Raw genomic sequence first — 23,056 nt, 5'->3', positions numbered from 1 at the left:
AAAGGAGCAGAACCACACGCGGGACGGCCTTCACGTCAGGCGCATTGGGCGGATTCAGGGGGGAAGAGGGCCGCTGACGCGGCCGGGAGCGGGCGAACACGCCGGTCAGGCACCGTGACCTCCTGTCCGCCCGCTCCCGGCCGCCGACAGCGCTAAGTACCTTACCCAGCACATCGCGTCACTGATTTTAGGCAGCGCAAAGAACCGGTTAGCCCTGGACCCGTTTCCACCCCGCGCCACATGGGAGGATGCGGGGATGTTCCAGCTCGTGGAGGTGACCGACCCCGCCGATCCCCGCCTGGGCGACTACACCCGGCTGCGCGACGTCGAGTTGCGCAAGAACCTTGAGGCCGGGCGCGGCCTGTTCATCGCCGAGGGCGAGAAGGTCATCAGGCGCGCGATCGCCACCGGCCACCCGGTCAAGTCGGTCCTCACCACCCGGCGCAGGCTCGACGCCCTGGCCGACGCCCTGGGCGAGACCACGGTGTTCGTGGCGTCCGACGAGGTGATCCGCGACGTGGCGGGCTTCCAGGTCCACCGTGGCGCCCTCGCCGCGATGCGCCGCCTCCCGCTCCCCGCCGTCCCCGACCTGCTCGCCCGGCGCGCGCGGAGCGTGGTCGTACTGGAGGACCTGGTCGACCACGGCAACGTCGGCGCCATCTTCCGCTGCGCCGCCGCCCTCGGCGTCGGCGCCATCATCCTGTCCCCCCGCTGCGCCGACCCCCTCTACCGCCGCGCGGTCAAGGTCTCCATGGGCGCGGTCTTCTCCATCCCGTACGCCCGCATGGACGACTGGTACGGCGGCCTGTCCCAACTGCGCCAGGCGGGCTTCCGCACCCTGGCCCTCACCCCCGACCAGCGGGCCACCCCCCTCTCCACGGTCCCCCCGTCCCCCCGCACGGCCCTCCTCCTCGGCTCCGAGGGCGACGGCCTGTCCTCCCACTGGCTCAAGGAGGCCGACGAGCCCGTCTGCATCCCGATGAGCCCCGAAGCCATGTCCACCGGCGTCGACTCCCTCAACGTGGTCGCCGCCGCCGCCATCGCCTGCCACGAACTCACCCGCTCGACGCGGGGGTGAGGGGCCGCCGCGAGCGCCCGGGGCGGCCCCTCACGTTCGCGTCAGCGGCCCTGGAGGGACTTGACGTTGTTGCCGAAGGACCAGCTTCTGGAGCCGTCCCAGTTGATGGACCAGGTCATCAGGCCCTTGAGCTGGCCGTTGAAGGCGTTCCAGGCCTGGCTGACCAGGCCGGGGGCCATGTAGCCGCCGCCCGCGCCCGGCTGGGCCGGGAGGCCGGGGACCTGCTTGTCGTAGGGGACCTTGATGGTGGTGCCCTGGATGGTGAGGCCGTTGTTCAGGCAGGTCGTCTGGACGGTGAAGCCCTGGACGGTGCCGGCCGAGTAGGAGTCGCCGGAGCAGCCGTACATGCTGCCGTTGTAGTACTGCATGTTCAGCCACCACAGGCGGCCGTTGTCGGCGTACTTCTTGATGATCGGCAGGTACGCGCCCCAGATCGAGCCGTAGGTGACGCTGCCGCCGGTGACGTACGCCGTCTCGGGGGCCATGGTCAGGCCGAAGTTGGACGGCATCTGGGCGAGCACGCCGTCGATGATCCGGATCAGGTTGGACTGCGAGGCCGACAGCTGGTTGATGTTGCCGCTGCCGGTCAGGCCGGTCTCGATGTCGATGTCGATGCCGTCGAAGTTGTACTTCTTCAGGATCGGCACGACCGTCTGGACGAAGCGGTCGGCCACGCTGGACGAGCTGAGGTCGATGCCCGCCGCCGCGCCGCCGATGGACATCAGGATCGTGGCGCCCGCGGCCTTGGCCGCGCACATCTCGGCCGGGGTGGAGACCTTGACGGTCACGTCCATGCCGTCCTCCCACAGCACGGTGCCGTCACCGCGGATCACCGGGAAGGCCGCGTTGATCACGTTGTAGCCGCGCTGGGCGATCACCGGGTTGTTGATCGGAGTCCAGCCGAACGGCGGGTGGACGCCGTTGATCGCGCCGTCCCAGTTCTCCCAGTAGCCCTGGAGGACCTTGCCCGCGGGGCGGCTCTTGACCGGGCAGGTGGCGTCGCCGGTGGGCGTGATCGTCGGGGTCGGGGAACTCGTGGGCGAAATGGTCGTGGTGGGCGTCGAGGTGGGCGTGTTCGTGGGCGTCACGGTCACGGTGGGCGTGGGCCCGCCGGGGCCGTCGAAGGTGATGTCGTCGGCGTAGTAGGTGCCCTGGCCGTACCAGCCGTGCAGGTAGACCACGGCGGAGGTCTGGTTCGCGCCGGAGGTGAAGGAGATGTTGATCTGCGTGTAGTCGTTCGACGAGGAGGCCCAGCGGGACTGGCCGCCGTTCACGCCGAAGTAGACGTAGTTGCCCCGGACCCAGGCGCTCAGGTTGTAGGTGGTGTTGGGCCGGACGCTCACCGTCTGGCTGCACCGGGCGATCTCGGAGCCGTTGACCGCGCCGGCGAGCGCGCCGCTACCGGTGCGCGCCGGGGTGCCGACCACCGAGCCGGCGTTGCCGGTGCAGGTCCAGGGGGACAGGTTGCCGGACTCGAAGCCGGGGTTGGAGAGCAGGTTGTCGGCGTAGGCCACCGACCTCTGCGTGATCATCACGATCGCCCCCAGCAGCAGCGCGGAGAACAGCGCGAGCAGCCGGAGGGTGGTTCGCTTGATGGGGGGTGTCATGGGGGGTACAGCCCTTCTGCCGCCCGGCGAGAAGTGATGCCGGGCCACGGTGACGGGGGCAGGGAGGAGCGGTGTGGGTCAGCCTCTGGTGCTGACCCACACGTTGACGATGGTGTGCGGTGTGATCCTTGTCGTGGCGGTGGAGCCCACGGGAGCCCAGTCGCTCACGGCCAGGATCGGGCCGGCGTCCGGGAGGAAGTGCTTCTGGAGGACGTGGACCCGATGCTCGCCGGTGCCGCCGGAGCAGAAGCTGCTCGCCGTGAGGCCGCTGACCTGGTACGTGCAGCCGGTCGGCGCGGCGGACGCGCTGGATGCGGTGCCGAAGACGACCCCGGCGGTGAGTAAAGCGGTGGCGGAGGCGCTGGATAACCACTTACGTGCGCGCATGGGGCTCCCTGGGACAGCCGAGTTTATCTTTAGTAAACTTTCCTAAAGATATGAGCACGATCACGGACCGTCAATAGCGCGCTGTCCGGGGCCGTTTCGGCAGCGTAGTCCAGCAACCGGCCGGCCGTCCTGAACCGGCGGGCGGACTGCGGGTCGCCGAGCACCACGCCGATCAGCAACCGGTCGTCCCGCTCGGCGGCGAAGAGCAGACAGTAACCGGCCGCGCGCGTGTATCCGGTCTTGACGCCGAGCACGCCGGTGCCCTCGCCCAGCAGCTTGTTGGTGTTGCGGAAGGTGTGCGCCCCGTGCACGGCCGTGCGCGGCACGACGTGCCGCTTCGTGGAGGAGATCTGCCGGAAGACGGGGTCGCGGAGCACGGTCTCGGCGAGGCGCACCTGGTCCTCGGCGGTGGAGAGGCCGCCGCCACCGGGGGAGGGCAGGCCGTCGGGGTTGGTGTACCGGGTGTCGGCCAGGCCGAGCGAGCGGGCCGCGGAGTTCATCTTGGCCACGAAGGCGTCGTCGCCGGGGCCGTAGCGGCGGGCGAGCGCGTGGGTGGCGTCGGCGCCCGAGGGCAGCATCGCGCCGTACAGCAGGTCGCGTACGGTGAGCCGCTCGCCCTTGCGCAGCCCGGCCGAGGTGGCGCCGTTGACGACGGCGTGCCGTACGTCGGCCGCGGTGATCGTCACGACGTCGCTCAGGCCGGCCTCCTTGAGCACCACGTAGGCGGTCATGACCTTGGCCAGGCTGGCCACCGGCATCCGGCGGTCCGCCTGCTTCTCGTACAGTGCGGTGCCGGTCGAGGCGTCGATGACGTAGGCGGCCCGCGCGGCCACCGCGGGCGCGTCGCGCTGCGCCACGCCGCCCGCGCCCATACCGGCGGGTGCCGTAACGCGCGATATGGCCGTTGTCTCCATGGGCGGCGGAGCCGCCGCGAACGCGGTCGCGGCCAGTGCCGCGGTACTGGCGATAAGCAGGATGCCCCGGTTGTCCATGTCGGCCATAGTCGCATGTCAGGAACGTAAAGTGTCCCGAACTCCGCGCATTGTGGCGGGGATGCGCCTAGGCGCGCGGCGAGGCGACCAGGTCGGGCTCCGCCGTGCTACGACGCCGCCGGCGGCGGCGTACCAGCACCAGCGTGGCGATCACCACGGCCAGGACGACGGCCGTCCCGGCGGCGGCGAGCGGGGAGCGGGCGGCGAGCGTCAGCCAGCCCCAGATGGCCGCGTAGAGGCCGAACGCCGTGACCGGCACCCAGGTCAGGCAGCCGAGCGCGCTGGCCACCGCGTACCAGGGATAGGAGATGCGCAGCACGCCCGCCACCCACGGCAGCGTGTGGCGCAGCATGGGCACCCAGAAGCACGCGTAGACCGCGAGCGCGCCCCACCGGGCGACGACCTTCTCCACCTTCTGGATGCGTTCGCGGCCGAGCCGCGCGCCGACGCGCGATTCGTACAGCTTCTCGCCCAGCCTGCGGCCGACCCAGTAGTACACCTGGAACGCTCCGAAGAGCGCCACGCCCCCGACGAGGGTGACGAGCCACAGGGGGAGGCCGAACAGCGACGCCTGGGTCGGTGAGGGAATGAGGGACGCCGTGAGTGTGCCCATGACCCGCCACCACCGCCCCGTGTCCGGTCCGCCCAAGTTCGCAGGATATTAGGGAAGCCTAACCTGCGTTTCCATTATGTGGCATAGGCCCGCTCGTGGTGCGGGCGGGGCCGCGGGACGATCGCTTGCAAGTCATCGGCAACCAGGGCTAAAGCCGCTTGTCGTACACCTTAGGCGTGGACAAGAAGGGGGTGCCGGCCATGAGCCCGCGGAGCGGTCTGGTGGCGGTGCTGGCGAGCGGGGCCGCGACCATGGCCCGGCTGCTGGCCGCCACGCTGGCGTTCACCGGTGCGTACGTGGGGGTGGAGGCGCCCGGCGCCACTGTCAGCGCCCGGAGCACGGCAGGAGCCGGCACCCCCCACACCACGACGGTCACGCTCTCCGCCCAGACCCTGCCGCTCACCACCCCCCTGAAGCGGCCACTGAAGCGGCCACTGAAGCGCCCCCAAGGGCTCACCGCCGAGCCGGTGAAGGCGGCCGGACCCGCGTCCGCCGGCATGGCCAAGCCCGCCGGCTCGGCCGCGATGCCGAAGGCCGCCGCGGCGGCCGGGGCGAAGGCGGGGGCGGTCACGGTCGGGATCGGGGCCGGGGGACGGCCCTGCGCGGTGCGGCTGGACGCGCGCGGCCTGATCGACGGCGCCGCGCCCACCGCCACCGTCCTGTACGGCTGGCGGCTCCAGCGCTGGAGCGCGTCCGCCCGCGCCTGGAGGTCCTACGCCACCGCCGCGGGCGGAGTCACCGGCGGCCGGTACGAGGCCCGCTGGACGCCCGACGTCGTGGACAACCCCGGCTGGTACCGGGTGGAACTGATCGTCGAGAACGGCGCCCGCCCGGCCAGGCCCGCGCGCAGCGAGCGGTTCCAGCTCAGTTGCTGAAAGCGAGGCACCGGTCACAGGTTCGCGGCGAGGGCGTGCCTGGACGCCTCCACCCACCGCGACACCCCGACGCGCTCGGCGACCGCCACGGCCTTCTCGTAGTGCGCCCTGGCGGCGTCCGGAAGGCCCAGCCGTACCGCCAGATCGCCCAGCGTGAGCGCGACCGGCCACAGGGCCACCACGCCCGTGCCCGCGCCGGCGATCCGGTCGGAGAACGGCGTCAGCGTGTCGTAGGACTCCTGCATCCGCATCCGGTCCTCCAGCAGCATCCCGGTCAGCGCCCGCCAGGTCATCGTCAGCTCGTACAGGAAGTCGGGCCGGACCGGCGTGCGCACGGCGGCCACCGCGCGGGCGTCGCGCTGGTGCCCGGCGGAGGCCAGCGCCAGCGCGTAGGCGTCGAGGGTCCACTTCGCGCCGCGCTGGTGGGCCTCGGCCAGCGGCTCGACCATCTCCGCCGCCCTGCCGTCCACCAGGTGCAGGCAGAACGAGGTGATCAGCGGGAGGTCCTGGCGGCCCTCCAGCATGCCCGCCCGCGCGGTCTGCCTGGCCGCGTCGCGGTAGGCCCGCTCCGCGCCCGCGTAGTCACCGCTGATCATCCGGCGCTGCCCCGCGTACCACGCGCCGACCGCCGCGGGCGCCGGCAGGTCGTACTGCCTGGCCAGCCGCTCGGCCGCGGCCACCTCGGCGTCGGCGGTGGCGAAGTCGCCGCGCGCCGCCGAGCACTCCATCAGCACCAGGTGGGCCAGCGCCTGCACGGCGACCTGCCCGGACGCCTCGCCCACCGACAGCAGCTCGCGCCCGATCGCCTCCCGCTCGCCCACCGCCGGAATGCCGTAGGACTGCCGCAGCCGCCCGCTGAGGGCCACCGCGAGCAACGCCGGGTCGCCGCTCATCCGGGCCAGCTCTTCGGCCTCCAGCGACGCCTCGTGCCCCCTGCCACCGGCCGACCCCTCCAGCTCCAGGGCCAGCGTGGCGAGCAGGCTGGCGCGCAGCGCCTGCTCGTCGGAGGGGAGTTCGATCAGCGCCTTCTCGGTGACGTTGACGATCTCCCAGGCGGTACGGGTGAAGTCGCGGGCCATGCCCTTGTGCGGCACCGCCAGGGACGCCGCGACCCGCGCGGTCAGCTCAAGGTCGCCGAGCGGCAGCGCGGCGTCCATGGCCGCGCGGCGCTGCCTGCGGGCGGCGGCCATGTCGCCGCACAGCCCGAGCGCCTTGATCAGCCGCAGCGACAGGCGCAGCCGCTCGCGTACGCGCTGCTCGTCGTCGGCCCGCCCGGCCCGGTCGAACGCGTCGATGGCCTGCTGCCACAGGTCGGCCGCCTCCCGGTGGGCGAACCTGCGTTCGGCCTGGTCGGCGGCCAGGCTGGCGTAGTGGACGGCCTTGGCGGCGGTCTCGGCCGTGCCCGCCGCGTCGAAGTGGTGGGCGAGGGCGGCCACGTCGCCGGGGTTGCGCCGTTCGATGGCGGCGGCCACGGCCGCGTGCAGCCGGGTGCGGCGCAGCCGCGAGGCGTCGGAGTAGAGCGTGCCGCGTACCAGGTCGTGGTCGAACCGGAGCCGCCCCGGCCCCGGCTCGGTGACCAGCCCGGCGAGCAGCGCGGCCTCCACCGCCTCCACCACCGCGTCCTCGTCGCCCGCCACGTCGACCAGCAGATCGACATCGACGTCCCGGCCGATCACCGCGGCCTGGAGCAGGATCTGCTGGGCCGGGCCGGGCAGCCGGGCGATCCGGCGGCGCAGCACGTCGCGCACGCCCGAAGGGACGCCGGTCAGCACCTCGGCCGAGGTGGTGCGCCCCCTGGTGTACTCGGAGTCCAGCAGCCGGACGGTCTCCCGCACGAAGAAGGGGTTGCCGCCGGTGCGTTCGGCGATGGTGCCGACGGCGTCCTCGTCGACCTCGCGCACGCAGGTCGCGCGGACCAGCTCGGCCACGCTCTTGGCGTCCAGCCCGGAAAGGCCCACCCGGACCGGGCCGAGCCTGGCCAGGGCGGCGAGGACGTCGGCCTGCTCGCCGGTGATCTCGCTCTCCCTGGCGGTGACCACGAGCAGCACCCGGCTGGTGGCCAGCAGGCTGGGCAGCGCCCGCAGCAGCGCGAGGGTCTGCGCGTCGGCCCAGTGCAGGTCCTCCAGGATGAGGACGAGCGGGCACTCCTTGGCGACGCCCGCAAGGTAGCCGCCGACCGCGCGGTGCAGCCGGAAGCCGCCGGAGGCGATGTCGTCGTCGGGCGCGGGCGCGGTGTCGTCCAGCAGCGGGGCGAGCAACTGGCCGTACTCCCCGGGGCCGATGCCCGACACCAGCGTGCGCAGGATCTCCACCCAGGCCCAGCCGGGCGGGGTGGCGCTGCTGTCCGGGCAGGCCCCGGCGGCGGTGATCCAGCCGTCGGCGGCGAGCGTCATGGCGAGCCTGCGCACCAGCGTGGACTTGCCCTCGCCCGCGTCGCCGCTGACCACCGCGACCGTGAAGTGGCCGGTACGGCTCGCCGCGGTGACCAGCCTGGCCAGCTCCGCCTCCCGGCCGACGAACGGCTCCGGCTCCAGCGGGGGCAGGTCGGGCGGCGTGGCCGTCGGCCGCGGCGGCCAGGTGTCGGCCACCGCCGGGACCTGGCGGCCCTGCCGCTGCGGTGGCCCGGCCAGCTCCAGGTCGGGCGACTGGGCCAGGATGTCGGACTCCAGCTTGCGCAGCGCGGGCCCGGGGTCGATGCCCAGCTCGTCGGCCAGGATCGTGCGGGCGCGGCGCAGCGCGGCCAGCGCGTCGCCCTGCCGCCCGCTGCGGTACAGGCCGAGGGCCAGCAGCCGCCAGCCCTCCTCGCGCAGCGGATGCTCCGCGGTCAGCGCCTCAAGGTCGGGCACGGTCTCGGCGGGCATGCCGAGCCGCAGGCCGGTGTCGGCGTGCCGCTCCCTGGCCACCAGCCGCAGCTCGGTGAGCCGGTTGACCTCGGCCTCGGCCCACGGCTGGTCGGCGAAGTCGGAGTAGGGGGTGCCCCGCCACAGGCCCAGGGCCTTGGTCAGCCGCGCCCGCGCCGCCGCCGGGTCGTCGGCGTCCAGGTTCTCGCCCGCGGTGCGGGCCATCTCCTCGAAGCGCAGCGCGTCCACCTGGTCGGGGGCGACGCGCAGCGCGTAGCCGGAGGCCACGGTGACCAGCAGCCGGTTGGGGCCGCCGCGCGGCCTGCCCGGTTCGAGCACCCGGCGCAGCCGGGAGATGTAGACCTGAAGTCCGGACTGGGCGCCTTTGGCGGCGTCGTCGTCCCACAGGTCGTACAGCAGTGAATCGACCGGTACGACCTGTCCGCGTGCGACGAGTAACCGGGCGAGCACGGCGCGTTGCCGAAGACCGCCGAGGTCCAGCTCGTCGTCGCCGTCGTACGCCTCGACCGGCCCAAGAACCCGGAACGCCACCATGTCAGCCGCCACGCTATGCGTGCTCGCGAAGGGGACACAAGCCGTACCGCCGCATTGCGGTACGGGGGTGGCGTGCGACGCCGATGTGATGGAAAGCCGGTATGGGGACCAGGGCGGGCGGCCGGGACGGCACGCTACTCCCGCGCCGCGGCCCCGTCACCATGGACCTCGCCGTGAACCTCACTATGGACCTCACCGCGGGCCTCAACGTGGGCCGCCTCCTCGACCTTCCGACCTGCCTGCCGATCCGCTCCGCCGTTGCGCCTGCGCAGCAGTGCCCATGCGCCGAGCGCCAGCCCGCCGACGGGGATTTCGATAGTGTAGGTCCAGAAGCCGAAGAGCAGTGCGGCGGCCGTCGCGGCGGGCAGTGGCACACCGAAGGCGTTCAGCAGCGCGAGCACCCCGAGTTCCATGATCCCGGCACCGCTCGGGGTGACCAGGGCCGTGGTGAGCACGCGCGAGAGGGCGAACACCGCGATCGACTCGGCGAGCCCCGGATAGGCCCCGGTGGCGTGCAGGCAGCAGAGCATGATGAGCCACTGGAAGCCCAGGAAGGCGATCATGCCGAGGCTCAGCCCGGCCCAGCGCCGCCGCACGATCTCGGCGGTGTCCGCGCGCAGCCGGGTCAGTGCCTCGGAGGCCGCGTGCTCGCGGGGGCGGATCCGGTGCGGGGCCAGGCGTACCAGGCCGTCCAGCCCGCGGCCCAGCAGGGCCGCCGCGCGATCCCAGTACAGTGCGGTGGCGGCCACCGCCACCAGCGCCAGGATGGACAGCGCGCCCACCCACCCGGCCTGCGCGATCCGCTGGTCGGGCACCCGCCCGGCGAGCAGCAGCGACACGATGCCCACCGCGGGCAGGATGAACCGGAACAGGTTGTTCCATATGCCGGTCGTCAGCGTGGACACCACGACCGCGCGGAACGGGAACCCCCAGCCCTTCGTCATGGCGAACGTCAGCGCCACCCCGACGGCCCCGCCGAACGGCAGCAGGTTGCTGACCGCGCTGCTGCCCGCGTTGAGGGTCAGGGCCTGCAGGTGCGTCAGGCCGGGCAGCGACCGGGTGAGCACCACGGTGTACGCGCCCAGGCTGGCCATCCACGCGAGCGTCATCAGCCCGACCATCAGCGGGCTCATCTGCGCGAACTCCGCGCCGATCTGGCCCCAGGAGACCTCTTTGTCGGTCAGTGCGCCGACCACCTGGGGCAGGAAGACGATCAGCGAGCCCGCCAGCCCCAGCGAGACGACGGACAGCAGGATCTGTATCCGGGTGTTCTTCATGTCGGCTCTAGTCTGCCGTGCCCTCCCGGTCGCCGTGCTCCTCCTTTCGGACGAGCCGGACGAGCCGCCCCTTGCTCAGGCCCTCGGGGGGATGTCGAAGGGGTGTTTCAGGCGGGTGCCGAGCGGGACGTCACGCCTGACGTACCACTCGGTGCCGAAGATCAGCCGGTACAGCGGGCCGGGGATCTTCAGCATCATGCCGAGGGTCCGGTCGCCGTCGCCGCCGGTGGCCTGCGAGGCGTGCGCCGCCATGCTGGCGCGCTTCTGGCGGGCGAAGCGGCGGACGCTCACCCGGTGGGTGATCGCCTCGCCGGGGGAGTACGCCCGCTCGAAGGTGCGCAGATCGAACTCGGGCGGGAAGGTGTAGAACCGGCCCGCCAGGCGCAGCGCGCGCAGCAGCAGGTCACGGTCGACCGTGGCCTCCAGCACGATCGGCGTGCCCGCGATCTCGGCGGCCCGCCTGCCCACCCGGTGCACCTGGACGTGGTCGGGGTGCCCGTAGCCGCCCGCCGGGTCGTAGATCGTCACCAGGTCGGCGGACTCCTCCTTGAGCACCGCGGCCAGCCGCTGCGCGGCCTCCTCGGTGTCGGCGTCGATGAAGGCGTCGTCCGGACGGTCGTCGGCCACCCCGCCGGCGCTGCCGAGGCCCGAGTCGGCGTAGCCGAGCTTGACCACGCGGGCGCAGCCGAGCAGCGCGGCCGAGCGGTACAGCTCCGACATCCGCGCCTCGCCCAGCGCCTCGCCCGGCGCGAGGTCGGCCAGGCCGCGCTCGCCCGCGGTGGCCACCACCAGCACCACCCGGTGTCCCTGCGCCGCGAGCATGGCCATGGTCCCGGCGGTGAGCAGGGCCTCATCGTCGGGGTGGGCGTGGAAGAAGACTGCTGTGCTTATGGCGCTCATCTCCGTTCCCGCGGCTCACCGGCGTCTCGGGGGGTATGAAGCAAACCCTATCCCGCCGTCCGCGCGGAGAACGCGAGGCGTGATCCCCCCGTAGGCTGAGACGGTGAGGATCCTCCACGTCAGCGACTGCTACCTTCCCCGGCTCGGCGGCATCGAGGTGCAGGTGGCCGATCTCACCGCGACGCAGGCGAAAGCCGGTCACGAGGTCGAGGTGGCCACCGCGACACCGGGCGAGCCCCTGCCGGGCGTCCATCGGGTGGTCGCGCCGATGCCGTTCGACCTGCCGGTCCACCCCTTCGGCGTCGGGCACATGCTGCGGCTGCTGGCGGCGCGCAGGCCCGACGTGGTGCACGTCCACGCGGGCGCGATCTCGCCGTTCGCCTGGATGGCGGCGCGGGCCGCGGCGCGGGCGCGGATGCCGCTGGTGGTCACCGTGCACAGCATGTGGGACCCGGTGACCAAGGGCGTGTACGGCCTGCTCGGCTCGGCCGCGGGCTGGCGGGGCTGGGGCCTGGTGGGCACGGCGGTCAGCGAGGCGGCGGCCCGCCCGATCCGCGCGGTCGCCGGGCGCGGCGTGCCGGTCCACGTCGTCTCCAACGGCCTGGACGTCTCCGGCTGGCGGCCCACCGGCCCGGTGCGCCAGACCGCCCCCGGCGAGCCGGTCCACGTCGTCGCCGTCGGCCGGCTGGCCCCACGCAAGCACCCCGTACGCCTGCTGAAGCTCCTCCAGATCGCCGCCCGGCGGGCGCCCGGCCTGCGGGCCACCATCGTCGGCGACGGTCCGGCCAAGACGGCCATGGAACGCCACGTACGCGCCCACGGCATGTCCGGCTGGGTGACGCTGCCCGGCAGGCTGCCCCGCGAGCGGATCCGCGAACTCCTCGCCGAGGCCGACGTCTTCGTCGCCCCCGCCCCGCGCGAGTCCTTCGGCCTGGCCGCCCTGGAGGCCAGGGCGGCGGGCGTGCCGGTGGTCGCGCGGGCGCAGAGCGGGGTGGCCGACTTCGTCCGGCCGTACAAAGAGGGCCTGCTCGGCCGCGACCTGGACGAGATGGCCGCCAGCGTCGCCAAACTGGCCACCGACCACGAGCTGCGCGAGCAGATCGCCGCGCACAACCGCGAGACCGAGCCCGTCCAGTGCTCCTGGCCCGCCGTCCTTTCCGGCTTCGACCGCTGTTACGCCGAGGCCCGCGAACGCGCCCCCCGCCGTTAGCGGTTCAGCACGACGATGCCCTCGCGGTCGTAGACCTTGCGGTAGCCGATCAGGACCAGGCCGTCGATCCGCTGCCGCTGCTCGTCGGCCGAGCCGAAGGGGAACTCCGCGCGCGACACGTCGGCCACGACCCAGGGGGCGTTCCGCGGCGTGTGGTCGAACAACAGCACGGTGGTCCGGCCGCTGAGCGCGGGGCCGAACGAGTTGCCCGCCTCCACGATCACACCCGAGGGCACCTTGGCGACCGCTTCCGCCGCCGCCACGGCCCGCGGGTCGCGCTGGTAGAAGGTGGGATGGACGAGCTGGTCGAACCCGAACCGGGGCAGCAGCGTGAGCGCCACCGCGCACACTCCAACCGACCACGCCAGGATCAGCCCCCGGTCCTCACGCCGCCTGAGCCACCCCAGCACGCGTACCAGCCCGTCCACCCCGGCGCAGAAGAGGATCACCACGGTGAACGCGCTGTGGTGGAAGTCGGTGATCCACCAGTGCAGCCGGTCCGACAGCATCCGCTCCAGGATGTGCGGCACGGCCATCAGGGTGATCGGCGAGCACAGGCACAGCAGCAGCGTCGGCCACATCATCAGGGCCATCGTGTCGAACTTGTCCTCGGGGGTCAGCAGCGTGCCGATCACCCGGAGCGGCTCGGTGACGATGGTCTTCACCAGCCCGGGGAGGTCCTGCCCGAGGTGGTCGTAGGCCCAGTACATCTTCGGGTCGCCGCCGACGGCGGGGATCAGGAACTCCCTGGCCAGCACCGTCCAGCCCAGGCCCATCAGGATGAAGCTGCCGCCCTCCAGGCGCTGCCGGTCGACGAAGACGTACGCGCCGAAGCCCGCGACCAGCAGCCCCATGTCCTCCTTGACCAGCAGCAGCGCGATGGCGGCCACGGCGCAGGCGCGCAGCCGGCCCGCCTGGTACCGCTCGATCATGATGGCGATGAGCAGCGGGGCGAAGGCGACCTCGTGGAAGTCGAACTCGGCGGCCTCGGCGATCGGCCAGGACAGCGCGTAGGCGGTGGCGACCAGGTAGGCGGCGGGAACGCCGAGCCGCCGCCGGGTGAAGGCCCACAGGAACGGGATGGCCAGGGCGAACAGCACCGCCTGGGCGACGACCAGGGTGCCCGGCCCGTCGTGGATCCAGTAGAAGGGCGCGAGCAGCGCCAGGATGGGCGAGAAGTGCTCGCCGAGCTGGACGAACTGCATGCCCTGGTCGAGGGTGATGCCGCGGGCGGCGCTGGTGGGGGCGGCGAACCGGGAGAAGCCGCGGACCGCCTGGTCGAAGATGACCAGGTCGAAGCTGGTGGCCCGGAAGGTGTAGAGGCGGACCAGGCCCAGGGTCGCGTAGACGGTGGCGGCGGCCGCGACAAGGAGCCCGACCTTGGGGCGGTGTCCGCGCAGGGCCCAGGCGATCAGGTGGGCCAGGGGCGCGGGTAACGCGCGTGCCAGGCGGCCACCCCGGCCGGACGCCGCCTCGGCGGAGGTGTCGTCGTCGGTGAGGGTCACGCCGCACAACCTTAGAAGGCGGGCGCACGACTTAGAAGGGAGTAGCCGCGCCGGCCACCGCGCCAGTGCCGGCGCGGCTACTCGATCACGCCTGCGGGGGCCGCTCCGCCGTCGTGCGGCGGGCGGCCTCCGTGGCGGCTCAACTGCTCTTCGCCCAGGGTCGTCCCGCCTACTTGGCGCAGGCCTCGCCCAGCTTGGTGGCGCCGTCGGTCGCCTTCTTCATCACGTCCTGGATGGAGGACGGGTCGGTGGCGTCGATCTTGAACTCGCCGTAGGTGTCGGCCAGGTCGTTCAGGGCGGAGGCCATCTCGGGCTTGGCCTTGCCGGCCAGCTCCTTGAGCTTGGCGGACAGGTCGTCCATCACCTTGTCATAGGAGTTGACGTCGGTCTTGGCGAGGTCGGTGCTGAAGTCCGTGAGGACCTTCGTGGCCTCCTTGCAGACGGCGAGGTTGTCGCCGCCGCCGGAGGAGCCCGAATCGCCGGAAGAGGTGCTCGCCTCGGCCGCCGGAGCGCTCGCCTTGGCCGCGGTGTCGCCACCACCGGAGGACCCGCCGCAGGCGGCGAGGCTGAGGGCGGTGAGAACCGAAGCGGCGAGGACGCTGATTCGGCGAATCGTGAGGACGCTAGACATTCATCTGCCTTTGTGAGATTTGAGGTCTGTGTTGCAATTGCGACGCAGGGTACCGTAGATACCGCGTCTTGCGGGTGACTTTCATCTCGCTTACAGATGGTGTGATCTGGCGTGAAATCTCACGATCCGAGACCTACTCACCAGTACATGACCGCCGTCTGGTTCGACTCCCATGAGGTGTAAAGGCGGATCCGTGCCACGTAGCTGCGCCCCTTGAACAGCCGCACCTTCAGCTCGGCGTTGCGCGCCTGGCCGGCGTCGTCGTCGCCCGCCAGGTACCGAAGCTCGCCGTCCACGTCCTCGAACAGCACGGTCACCACGTCGGCGGGCCCGAAGGTCCGCAGGGTGTACTCGCGGTTGGCGTCCGGCTCGATCAGGAAGTCCGCCTGCTCGCCCGGACGAAGGGACAGCGGGCGGGACTCGAACGGCTTGAGCGCGGGCGCGTCGCCCGGGTCGAGCGGCGGGTACCACTCGCGGACGTAGGCCGTGTCGAGCTCGGAGATCGTGCCCGGCGGGTTGATGCCCGAGGTGGCGAACTCCGCCGGCGAGACGATCAGTCCCGGCCGGAACGGGTAGTGCATCACGGACTTGGCGTCCCACACCGAACCGGTCACCCGCTCCAGCTTGCGGATGATGTTGTGGAACGTCGTCTCCCTGTCCCAGGAGTTGGGCGGCGCGGCCAGTTCGGCGTAGACGGCCTCCTCGTCCCACACGATCCCGGCGAACGGGTTCTGGTGCTCGTGCATCATGCCGAGCGTGTGCCCGATCTCGTGCACCGCGGTGCTCCGCGCCCTCGGCGCGGTCAGATCCCAGCCGAAGTTCATCGTGCGCTCGTTGGTCCCGATGCCGAGCACGTCGCGCCCTACGTAGGACCACGAACCGTCGCCCTGCATGAAGCCGATCCGCACCTCGGCCTCGTTGCGGTCGTGGACCTCGGTGAAGACCAGGCCGATGCCGAGCGCCTTCCACTCGGCGAAGCTCCGGCGCACGGCGTCCTGCTGGTCCTGGTCGCCGACCCAGGTGACGAACTCGACGCTGCCGTCGGGCAGCACGACCCTGCTGCCGTCGGTCTCGGCGTCGAAGAAGTAGTAGCGCAGGGTGGTGCCGTTCACCCATTTGTCGCCCAGCTGGATGATCGCTTCCAGCCGGTTCCTGGACAGCCCTTCGGGGAGGACGCGCGGGGGGACGGGGGGCAGCCCGCACAAGGGCACGGTGTTCTCCGTCATTGGGTACCTCCTGAATGACCGCCTGAGTGCCCCACGACTCTGCGCCGGATATGCCTGGCGCGCATGAGTACCCCGCTACTCAGGCGAGATGGGAACAGTTGTCCCACTCTGGGAGTTTTCCCCCACATGGGTGATGAAAAACGCGGCCGTCTCCGGCTGGAGCCTTCGGCCAAGCGGGTACGGGTCTATCTCGGCGGGCGTCCGGTGGCCGACACCGTGCGCGCGCTACTGGTCTGGGAGAGTCCCTATTACCCGACCTACTACCTTCCGCTCGACGACGTACAGGACGGGCTGCTCAAGCCGACCGGCGAGACCAGGCACTCGCCCAGCAGGGGCGAGGGCCTGGTCCACTCGGCGGGCGATCGGGAGGGGGCGGCGCTGATCTACGCCGACTCCCCGATCGAGGAGCTGCGCGACCGGGTGCGCCTGGAGTGGGACGCCATGGACGCCTGGTTCGAGGAGGACGAGGAGGTCTTCGTCCACGCCCGCGACCCCGGCACGAGGGTCGAGGTGCTGCCCAGCTCCCGGCATGTGCGCGTGGAGGTGGACGGCGTGACCGTGGCCGACTCCCGCAGCCCGCGCATCCTGCATGAGACCGGCCTGCCGCCCCGTTACTACCTGCCCAAGACCGATGTCCGGCTGGATCTGCTGACGCCGACCGACACGGTCACCCGCTGCCCCTACAAGGGCTGGGCGGAGTACTGGTCGGTGGCCGGGCACGACGACTACGCCTGGTCGTACCGCACCCCGCTGCCGGAGAGCCAGAAGGTCGCGGGCCTCATCTCCTTCTACAACGAGAAGGTGGACATCTATCTCGACGGCGTTCTGCAGGAGCGCCCCAAGAGCCCGTTCAGCTGAGGGCCGGGCGGGTCAGTAGGGCAACCGGCGGCCCGACGGGGTGCGCAGGTCAAGGGGCCGCTCCTGGGGTGCGGGCCGGGGCCTGCGCACGAGCACCCGTGCTCTTCTCATCGTCCTCTCCTTCCGCCGGGCACTGTCCGGTTACCCGGGGGCCCGCGATCTATGTCTCACCGCTCCGGGTGCCGGATGACGTGCATGACGCTCGCGACCCGCTCGGCCGCCGTCGCGACGTCCTCGGCCGGCCCGATGCGCCCGGCCCAGGAGAGCCAGAACCACCACTCGCCGTCCTCCTCGTGGGCGGCGAACACGTCCTCGGTCCTGGCCGGGGCGACCGGATTGATCACGTGCAGCCGGGGGGAGGGGCCGCTCCGCGACTCCACCTCGGCCTGGAACGCGTGCGCCTCCAACTGGAGGGCGAGCCGCTGGAGGTGATCGATGGCGTCCGCCGCGACCACCGCTCCTTCTGATCTCATGCAGAACACTCCTGCCTGGGGAGGGGTCCGCCTACCCCGGCAGGGTGCGTCCAGCACGGGCGTACCGGCAATCGTCAGATTTCCGCGAGTTCGGAGCAAGGCAGCGGAAAGTGATGCCAATTCCGTGGAAAATACGCGATTTCCGGGAACAGAGAACGCGAAACCGATTGTGGCGCACTACGCCATTATTAACATGGACGTAATACCAACGGGGACCGGTTGGGGGGCGGGCCATGGCCCGAGGCGAACATTCGCCGGCGTGCGCACGTCGCTGGCGCGAACAGGCTGCGAGCCGGCAGTGGAGCCTGTGGCAGACCGCGCAGGCGATCAACGGCTGCTGCGGGGTCAGTCTCCTCAAGGCGCACCGGCAGGCCAGGGGCTGGTCGGCGCGGCAGGCGATCGAGGAGCTGGAGGAGCTGTGCGCCCGGCAGGGCCTCGGCGAGCCGCGGGCCAGCATCGACCTGCTGAACGCCTGGGAGAACAACCGGGCCAGGCCCCGGCCGCAGACGATCGACCTGCTGGCCAGGCTCTACCAGGCCAACGCGGTGCGGCTCGGGCTGGCCGGCGACTACACCGAGGAGTCCGGCGACGGCAAGATCGTCGTGGTCGCCGCGGAGCAGGGTGAGGCGCGTCCCGCGCCGCCGGGCCGCCTGGCGTACGTCGAGCCGGTCCCGGCCGTCCCCGACACCGTCATGGGCGATGACACCGAGCGCCGGGCGCTGTTCCACCACGCGCTGCTGCGCCCCGAAATGGGCCTTTCCGGCCGGATGCTGGCCGAGGTCGAGCACACCCGCCAGGGCCTGGACCGCACGCTCGCCGCCACGACCGTCACCGAGGACCAGCTCGACATGCTCGACGAGCAGGTGGTCCGCTACCGCAGGGAGTACATCACCAGCGCCCCGCTGCCGATGCTGTACCGGCTGATGCTGGAGCTTGCCGACGTGCGCAGGCTCACCGCCGTACGCCAGCCCGCCGCCGCCCAGCGCCGGCTGCTCAACGCCACCACCATGCTCGCCCTGCTGGCCGCCGACGCGCTGATGAAGCTCGGCGACACCCGCCAGGCGCACGCCTGGTACGGCACCGCCCGCACCGCCTCCGACGACATGGGCGACCTGCGGCTGCGCGCCCTCGTCCGCGCCCAGCAGGCGATGCTGCCCTACTACTACGGCGATCTCGGCGAGACCGTGCGCCTGGCCCGCGAGGCGCGGATGCTCGCCGGTACCGCGCCCAGCTCCCCGGCCGCGCTCGGCGCGGCGGCCGAGGCCCGCGCGCTGGCCAGGATGGGCGAGCACAAGGCGGCCAGGATCGCGCTGGCCGAGGCCGAGCAGATCTTCTCCCGGATGCCCAGGGAGGGCGGTGAGCACCTGGCCTTCCACTTCTCCGAGCGGCGGCTGCACTTCTACCGCACCTGCACGCTGATCGAGCTGGGCGAGGCCGACCAGGTGGACGACTGGGCGACCGGCGCGAGCGGCCCCTACACCATCGACCCGGCGCTGATCATGCTGGACCAGGCCACCCGGCTGGCCCGCGAGGGCAACGTCCGCGACGCCTGCGCGCTGGCCGAGAAGGCGCTGGCCGACGTACCGCCCGAGCACCGCACCTCGATCGTGCTCAACCGGGCCCGTGCGCTGCTCGCCGGCGTGCCGCCCGACCAGCACCGGCTGGCCTCGGTGCGGCACCTCAACGCCATGATCGAGGGCGCGGGGCCGCCGCTCGCGCTGGTGTGCCGATGAAGTCCCTGGCCGCGCCGCCGGTGCCGGTGCCGGCGCAGCGCGACACGCTCGCCGCCGAGGCGGCCCAGGTGCTCCGCGGGGTGTGCGCGGAGCTCGGCATCGACGCCAGGGGCGCGACGCTGCTGCGGGTCCGCAGCAACGCCGTGTTCAAGCTGCGCGATCGGCTCATCGTGCGGATCGCGACCGCCCCCGACGCGGGCACCCGGCTGCCCGTCGTGCTCGCGGTGGCCCGCTGGCTGGCCGATCTCGGCTTTCCCGCGGTGCGACCGGCCGATGAGGTGGCCGAGCAGCCCGTGGTGCACGCGGGCCGGGTGGTCACCTTCTGGCGGTACGTCCCGGCCAGCGGCACCCCCACCACCGGCCAGCTCGGGGCGGTGCTGCGCGACCTGCACCGGCTGCCCGCCCCGCCGTTCGCGCTCAAACGGCTCGCCGACCCGCTGGCCGAGGTGCGCAGGAACGTCGACCGCACGGTGGCCGGCGCGGTGCTCACCCCGCGCCAGCGCGCCTGGCTGCGCGACCGGGTGACCGAGCTGACCGCGCGCTGGTCCGACCTGGACGACGTCGGGCCGCCGGTGCTGCTGCACGGCGACGCCTGGATCGGCAACCTGCTCCGCCGCACCGACGGTGACGCGGTGCTGTGCGACTGGGACGGTGTGGCCCTCGGCCCCCGCCAGTGGGACCTCGTGCACACCTACCACGGCCAGCGCAGGTTCGGCCTGACCGCGGGCGAGGTGGACGCCTTCGCCGCCGCCTACGGCCGCGACCTGCGCGCCTGGCCCGGCTACTCCACGCTGATGGAGATCAGGGACATGTACGCGGTCGGCGTCCACATCCGCAACGCGCCCGGCGACCCGTTCTCCCGCCGCGAGCTGCCGCGCCGCCTCGATTCGCTGACCAAGGGCGACGGCCACGCCCGGTGGTACATGTCGCCCGCCTGACGTCTCGCCCGCCTGACGTCCGCGTAGGGTGACGTGCGTGAGCATGAGCGTCGCGGCCAAGGTGACGGCGGTCCTCGGCGCCTTCCTGCCGGGAGACGTACGCCTGACGCTCACCGAGATCTGCCGCAGAGCCGGTCTGCCGCTGACCACCGGGCACCGGCTGGTCGGCGAGCTGACCGCGCGCGGCTTCCTGGAACGCCTGCCCGAGGGCTCCTACCGGGTCGGGCGGCTGCTGTGGCGGATCGGCGCACAGGCCGCCGAGCCGCGCGAACTGCGCGAGCTGGCCCTGCCGTACATGGCCGAGCTGTACGCGGCGACCAGGGAGAACGTCCAGCTCGCGGTGCTCGGCGAGGACCGCGTGCTGTGCCTGGAGCGGTTGCGCGGGCCGCACTCGGTGCCGGTGTTCTCCCGCGTCGCGGGCGAACTCCCGCTGCACGCGACCGGCGTCGGCAAGGTGCTGCTCGCCTTCGCCGCCGAGGAGACCGTGGAACGCGTACTGGCCGCCCCGCTCGCCGCGGTCACCCCCAACACGATCACCGATCCGGGACGGCTGCGCGCCGAGCTGGCCGAGGTCCGCCGCTCCGGCCTCGCCCACACCCAGGAGGAGATGTCGATCGGCACGCTGTCGGCGGCGGCCCCGGTGCGCGACGGCGATGACCGCGTGGTGGCGGCGCTGTCGGTCGTGGTGTGGCGGCACAGCGCCGACCTGCGCCGTCTGGACCCTGCCGTACTGGGCGCGGCCAGGGCGCTGTCCCGCGACCTCGCCGCCATCTCCTGAGAGAGGTCTTCCGCTGAGCGGAAGACCCTCGGGTGCGAGCATGATCGAACAGAGCATGCTCGACTCATGCGAACTCAGGTCGGGATCGTCGGCGCGGGCCCCGCGGGACTCCTGTTGTCCCATCTGCTGCACCTGCGCGGCATCGATTCGGTCGTCCTCGAACTGCGCGACCGCGACTACTGCGAGCGCCGGGTCAGGGCGGGCGTGCTCGAACAGGGCACGGTGGACGTCCTGACCGCCGCCGGGGTCGGCGACCGGATGCGCCGCGAGGGGCTGCCGCACCACGGCATCGAGCTGAGGTACGGCGGGGCGGCCCACCGGATCGCGTTCGAGGAGCTGGTCCCCGGCCGGAGCATCACCGTCTACGGGCAGCAGGAGGTCGTCAAGGACCTGATCGCCGCCAGGCTCGCGGCGGGCGGCAAGATCCTGTTCGACGTGCCGGACGTCAAGCCGCACGACCTCACCGGCTCGCCGTACCTGACCTTCGGCGGCGAGACGCTGGAATGCGACGTGATCGCGGGCTGCGACGGCTTCCACGGAGTGACCCGCGCGGCCGTGCCGCCGGGCGAGCTGACCACCTTCGAGCGCGACTACCCCTTCGCCTGGCTGGGCGTGCTGGCCCGGGTGCGGCCGTCCGCCGAAGAGCTGATCTACGCCAGGACCCCGCGCGGCTTCGCCCTGCACAGCATGCGCTCGCCCGAGATCAGCCGGTTCTACCTGCAGGTGCCCAAGGACGAGCGCGAGGACGCCTGGCCGGACGAGCGGATCTGGTCCGAACTGGCCGCGCGCCTTGAGACCGTGCCCGGGTTCAGGCTGGAGACCGGCCCGGTGATCGAGAAGTCGATCACCCCGATGCGGTCGTTCGTGACCGAGCCGATGCGGTACGGCAATCTCTACCTCGCGGGCGACGCCGCCCACATCGTTCCGCCCACCGGGGCCAAGGGGCTCAACCTCGCCGTCGCCGACGTGACCGTGCTGACCGACGCGCTGGCCCAGTGGTACGAGACCGGTTCGTCCGCCGGGCTGGACGCCTACTCGGCGACCTGCCTGCGCCGGGTCTGGCGCGCGCAGCACTTCTCATGGTGGATGACGAATCTGCTGCATACCTTCGCAGACGAGGACCCCTATGGCGAAAGGTTGCAAACCGCCTATCTAGACTACGTGACCTCGTCAACAGCGGCTGCGACCACGCTCGCCGAGAACTATGTGGGGATGGTGTGGTGAACAAACTAGTCGGATCGGCCGCGGAGGCGGTGGCGGACGTCTTTCCCGGGGCCTCGCTCGCGGTCGGCGGTTTCGGCCTGTGCGGAGTGCCCACGGTGCTCATCGACGCGCTGCACGAACGCGGCGTCGGGGACCTGTCGGTGGTGTCCAACAACTGCGGCGTGGACGGCGGCGGCCTCGGGCTGCTGCTCGCCGCCGGGCGGATCACCCGTGCCACCGGTTCCTACATCGGGGAGAACAAGGAGTTCGCCCGGCGCTACCTGGCCGGTGAGATCGAGGTGGAACTGATCCCGCAGGGCACGCTCGCCGAGCGGCTGCGGGCGGGGGGCTGCGGCATCCCCGCCTTCTACAGTCCGGCCGGGGTCGGCACGATGGTCGCCGACGGCGGACTGCCCTGGCGCTACAACCCCGACGGCAGTGTGGCCGTCGCCTCCCCGCCCAGGGAGACGCGGGTCTTCGGCGGGCGGGAGTACGTGCTGGAGGAGAGCATCACGACCGACTTCGCGCTGGTCCGCGCGGCCAAGGGCGACCGGCACGGCAACCTGCACTTCGCCAAGTCGGCGCGCAACTTCAACCCGCTGTGCGCGATGGCGGGCCGGGTGGCGATCGCCGAGGTCGAGGAACTGACCGACCTGGCCCCCGAGGACGTTCATCTGCCCGGGATCTTCGTGCAGCGGGTGCTGCACGTCGGACAGGTGGAAAAGCACATCGAGAAGCGGAGGACCCGCCGTGCCCTGGACGCGTGACCAGATCGCCGCGCGGGCGGCGGCCGAACTCAGCCCCGGCGACTACGTCAACCTCGGTATCGGCCTGCCGACCCTGGTCGCCGACCACGCGCCGCAGGGCGTGTGGCTGCAGTCGGAGAACGGCGTGCTCGGCGTCGGCCCCTACCCGACCGAGGACGAGGTGGACCCCGACCTCATCAACGCGGGCAAGGAGACCGTCACGGTGCTGCCCGGCGCGTCGTACTTCGACTCCTCGCTGTCGTTCGGCATGATCCGCGGCGGCCACGTGGACCTCGCCGTACTCGGCGCCATGCAGGTGTCCGCGCGCGGCGACCTGGCCAACTGGGCGATCCCCGGCAAGATGATCAAGGGCATGGGCGGCGCGATGGACCTGATCCACGGCGCCCGCCGGGTGCTGGTGCTGATGGAGCACAGCGCCAAGGACGGCAGCCCCAAGATCGTCAAGGAGTGCTCGCTGCCGCTCACCGGCGCGGCCTGCGTGCACCGCATCATCACCGACCTCGGGGTGCTCGACGTCACCGGCGACGGCCTGCGCCTGGTGGAGACCGCCCCCGGCGTGAGCGGAGACGAGATCCGCGAACGCACGGAGGCCCCCGTACTGATCTGACCA

The 23,056-nt window shown here is 72.1% G+C and carries 21 protein-coding genes; 10 read left to right on the top strand and 11 right to left on the bottom strand.

The window, feature by feature from the left end:
- Positions 1-256 precede the first annotated feature (256 nt).
- On the top strand, positions 257-1,078 hold the full coding sequence (locus DP939_RS24785) for a TrmH family RNA methyltransferase (protein WP_113983145.1): 822 nt from the start codon (positions 257-259) through the stop codon (positions 1,076-1,078).
- 41 nt (positions 1,079-1,119) lie between these two features.
- On the opposite strand, the gene DP939_RS24780 is transcribed toward DP939_RS24785, so the two are convergent.
- The 4 genes from DP939_RS24780 to DP939_RS24765 all read right to left on the bottom strand — a co-directional run bounded on the left by DP939_RS24780 (position 1,120) and on the right by DP939_RS24765 (position 4,677).
- Entirely contained in the window at positions 1,120-2,685 is a 1,566-nt protein-coding gene (locus tag DP939_RS24780) for a carbohydrate binding domain-containing protein (protein WP_113983144.1), read from the bottom strand.
- Positions 2,686-2,763: 78 nt separating this feature from the next.
- Positions 2,764-3,072, bottom strand: coding sequence for a hypothetical protein (locus tag DP939_RS24775; RefSeq protein ID WP_113983143.1), 309 nt, complete (start codon positions 3,070-3,072; stop codon positions 2,764-2,766).
- 29 nt (positions 3,073-3,101) lie between these two features.
- A complete protein-coding gene (locus DP939_RS24770; protein WP_113983142.1) occupies positions 3,102-4,073 on the bottom strand; it encodes a D-alanyl-D-alanine carboxypeptidase family protein in 972 nt (323 codons plus the stop codon).
- A gap of 58 nt (positions 4,074-4,131) precedes the next feature.
- Entirely contained in the window at positions 4,132-4,677 is a 546-nt protein-coding gene (locus DP939_RS24765) for a DedA family protein (RefSeq protein ID WP_113983141.1), read from the bottom strand.
- Between the two features lie 200 nt (positions 4,678-4,877).
- Here DP939_RS24765 and DP939_RS24760 point away from each other — a divergent pair, with 200 nt between their 5' ends.
- The gene (locus DP939_RS24760; protein WP_113983140.1) at positions 4,878-5,552 is read left to right on the top strand and encodes a hypothetical protein; all 675 of its coding nucleotides are present in this window, start codon (positions 4,878-4,880) and stop codon (positions 5,550-5,552) included.
- Between the two features lie 14 nt (positions 5,553-5,566).
- Here DP939_RS24760 and DP939_RS24755 read toward each other — a convergent pair whose 3' ends face one another.
- The 3 genes from DP939_RS24755 to DP939_RS24745 all read right to left on the bottom strand — a co-directional run bounded on the left by DP939_RS24755 (position 5,567) and on the right by DP939_RS24745 (position 11,124).
- Positions 5,567-8,959, bottom strand: a complete 3,393-nt coding sequence (locus tag DP939_RS24755) for a BTAD domain-containing putative transcriptional regulator (RefSeq protein ID WP_225878475.1) — start codon at positions 8,957-8,959, stop codon at positions 5,567-5,569.
- 122 nt (positions 8,960-9,081) lie between these two features.
- Complete coding sequence (locus tag DP939_RS24750) at positions 9,082-10,224, bottom strand: lysylphosphatidylglycerol synthase transmembrane domain-containing protein (RefSeq protein ID WP_113983138.1); 1,143 nt, start codon at positions 10,222-10,224, stop codon at positions 9,082-9,084.
- A 75-nt stretch (positions 10,225-10,299) separates the two neighbouring features.
- A complete protein-coding gene (locus DP939_RS24745) occupies positions 10,300-11,124 on the bottom strand; it encodes a PIG-L deacetylase family protein (protein ID WP_113983137.1) in 825 nt (274 codons plus the stop codon).
- A gap of 103 nt (positions 11,125-11,227) precedes the next feature.
- On the opposite strand from DP939_RS24745, the gene DP939_RS24740 reads away from it, so the two are divergent.
- Positions 11,228-12,334: a glycosyltransferase family 4 protein gene (locus tag DP939_RS24740; RefSeq protein WP_113983136.1), complete on the top strand. Its 1,107-nt coding sequence runs from the start codon at positions 11,228-11,230 to the stop codon at positions 12,332-12,334.
- Here DP939_RS24740 and DP939_RS24735 read toward each other — a convergent pair.
- The 3 genes from DP939_RS24735 to DP939_RS24725 all read right to left on the bottom strand — a co-directional run bounded on the left by DP939_RS24735 (position 12,331) and on the right by DP939_RS24725 (position 15,696).
- Entirely contained in the window at positions 12,331-13,839 is a 1,509-nt protein-coding gene (locus tag DP939_RS24735; RefSeq protein WP_225878474.1) for a DUF2079 domain-containing protein, read from the bottom strand. The two genes, DP939_RS24740 and DP939_RS24735, sit on opposite strands and share 4 nt — an antisense overlap.
- 169 nt (positions 13,840-14,008) lie before the next feature.
- Complete coding sequence (locus DP939_RS24730) at positions 14,009-14,470, bottom strand: hypothetical protein (RefSeq protein WP_113983135.1); 462 nt, start codon at positions 14,468-14,470, stop codon at positions 14,009-14,011.
- 137 nt (positions 14,471-14,607) lie between these two features.
- Positions 14,608-15,696, bottom strand: coding sequence for a M12 family metallopeptidase (locus DP939_RS24725; protein ID WP_113983134.1), 1,089 nt, complete (start codon positions 15,694-15,696; stop codon positions 14,608-14,610).
- Between the two features lie 126 nt (positions 15,697-15,822).
- On the opposite strand from DP939_RS24725, the gene DP939_RS24720 reads away from it, so the two are divergent.
- Entirely contained in the window at positions 15,823-16,554 is a 732-nt protein-coding gene (locus DP939_RS24720; protein WP_113983133.1) for a DUF427 domain-containing protein, read from the top strand.
- A gap of 167 nt (positions 16,555-16,721) precedes the next feature.
- Here the strand turns inward: DP939_RS24720 and DP939_RS24715 are convergent, their stop codons facing one another.
- The gene (locus DP939_RS24715; protein ID WP_113983212.1) at positions 16,722-17,027 is read right to left on the bottom strand and encodes a hypothetical protein; all 306 of its coding nucleotides are present in this window, start codon (positions 17,025-17,027) and stop codon (positions 16,722-16,724) included.
- Between the two features lie 233 nt (positions 17,028-17,260).
- On the opposite strand from DP939_RS24715, the gene DP939_RS24710 reads away from it, so the two are divergent.
- From DP939_RS24710 to DP939_RS24685, 6 genes are all read left to right on the top strand, one after another.
- Positions 17,261-18,760: a helix-turn-helix domain-containing protein gene (locus DP939_RS24710; RefSeq protein WP_113983132.1), complete on the top strand. Its 1,500-nt coding sequence runs from the start codon at positions 17,261-17,263 to the stop codon at positions 18,758-18,760.
- A complete protein-coding gene (locus DP939_RS24705) occupies positions 18,757-19,698 on the top strand; it encodes a phosphotransferase enzyme family protein (protein WP_113983131.1) in 942 nt (313 codons plus the stop codon). The genes DP939_RS24710 and DP939_RS24705 overlap by 4 nt, the downstream gene beginning before the upstream one ends.
- A 43-nt stretch (positions 19,699-19,741) precedes the next feature.
- Complete coding sequence (locus tag DP939_RS24700) at positions 19,742-20,476, top strand: IclR family transcriptional regulator (protein WP_113983130.1); 735 nt, start codon at positions 19,742-19,744, stop codon at positions 20,474-20,476.
- 66 nt (positions 20,477-20,542) lie between these two features.
- Positions 20,543-21,700, top strand: a complete 1,158-nt coding sequence (pobA, locus tag DP939_RS24695; RefSeq protein ID WP_113983129.1) for a 4-hydroxybenzoate 3-monooxygenase — start codon at positions 20,543-20,545, stop codon at positions 21,698-21,700.
- A complete protein-coding gene (locus DP939_RS24690; protein WP_113983128.1) occupies positions 21,697-22,446 on the top strand; it encodes a CoA transferase subunit A in 750 nt (249 codons plus the stop codon). The genes pobA and DP939_RS24690 overlap by 4 nt, the downstream gene beginning before the upstream one ends.
- Entirely contained in the window at positions 22,430-23,053 is a 624-nt protein-coding gene (locus DP939_RS24685) for a CoA transferase subunit B (RefSeq protein ID WP_113983127.1), read from the top strand. The genes DP939_RS24690 and DP939_RS24685 overlap by 17 nt, the downstream gene beginning before the upstream one ends.
- Positions 23,054-23,056: the final 3 nt, after the last annotated feature.

Origin of the sequence: Spongiactinospora rosea (assembly GCF_003315795.1) — a bacterium.
Lineage (GTDB): Bacteria > Actinomycetota > Actinomycetes > Streptosporangiales > Streptosporangiaceae > Spongiactinospora > Spongiactinospora rosea.
The sequence above is the reverse complement of the archived record's forward strand: the minus strand, read 5'-3'. Positions and strand labels throughout refer to the sequence as shown.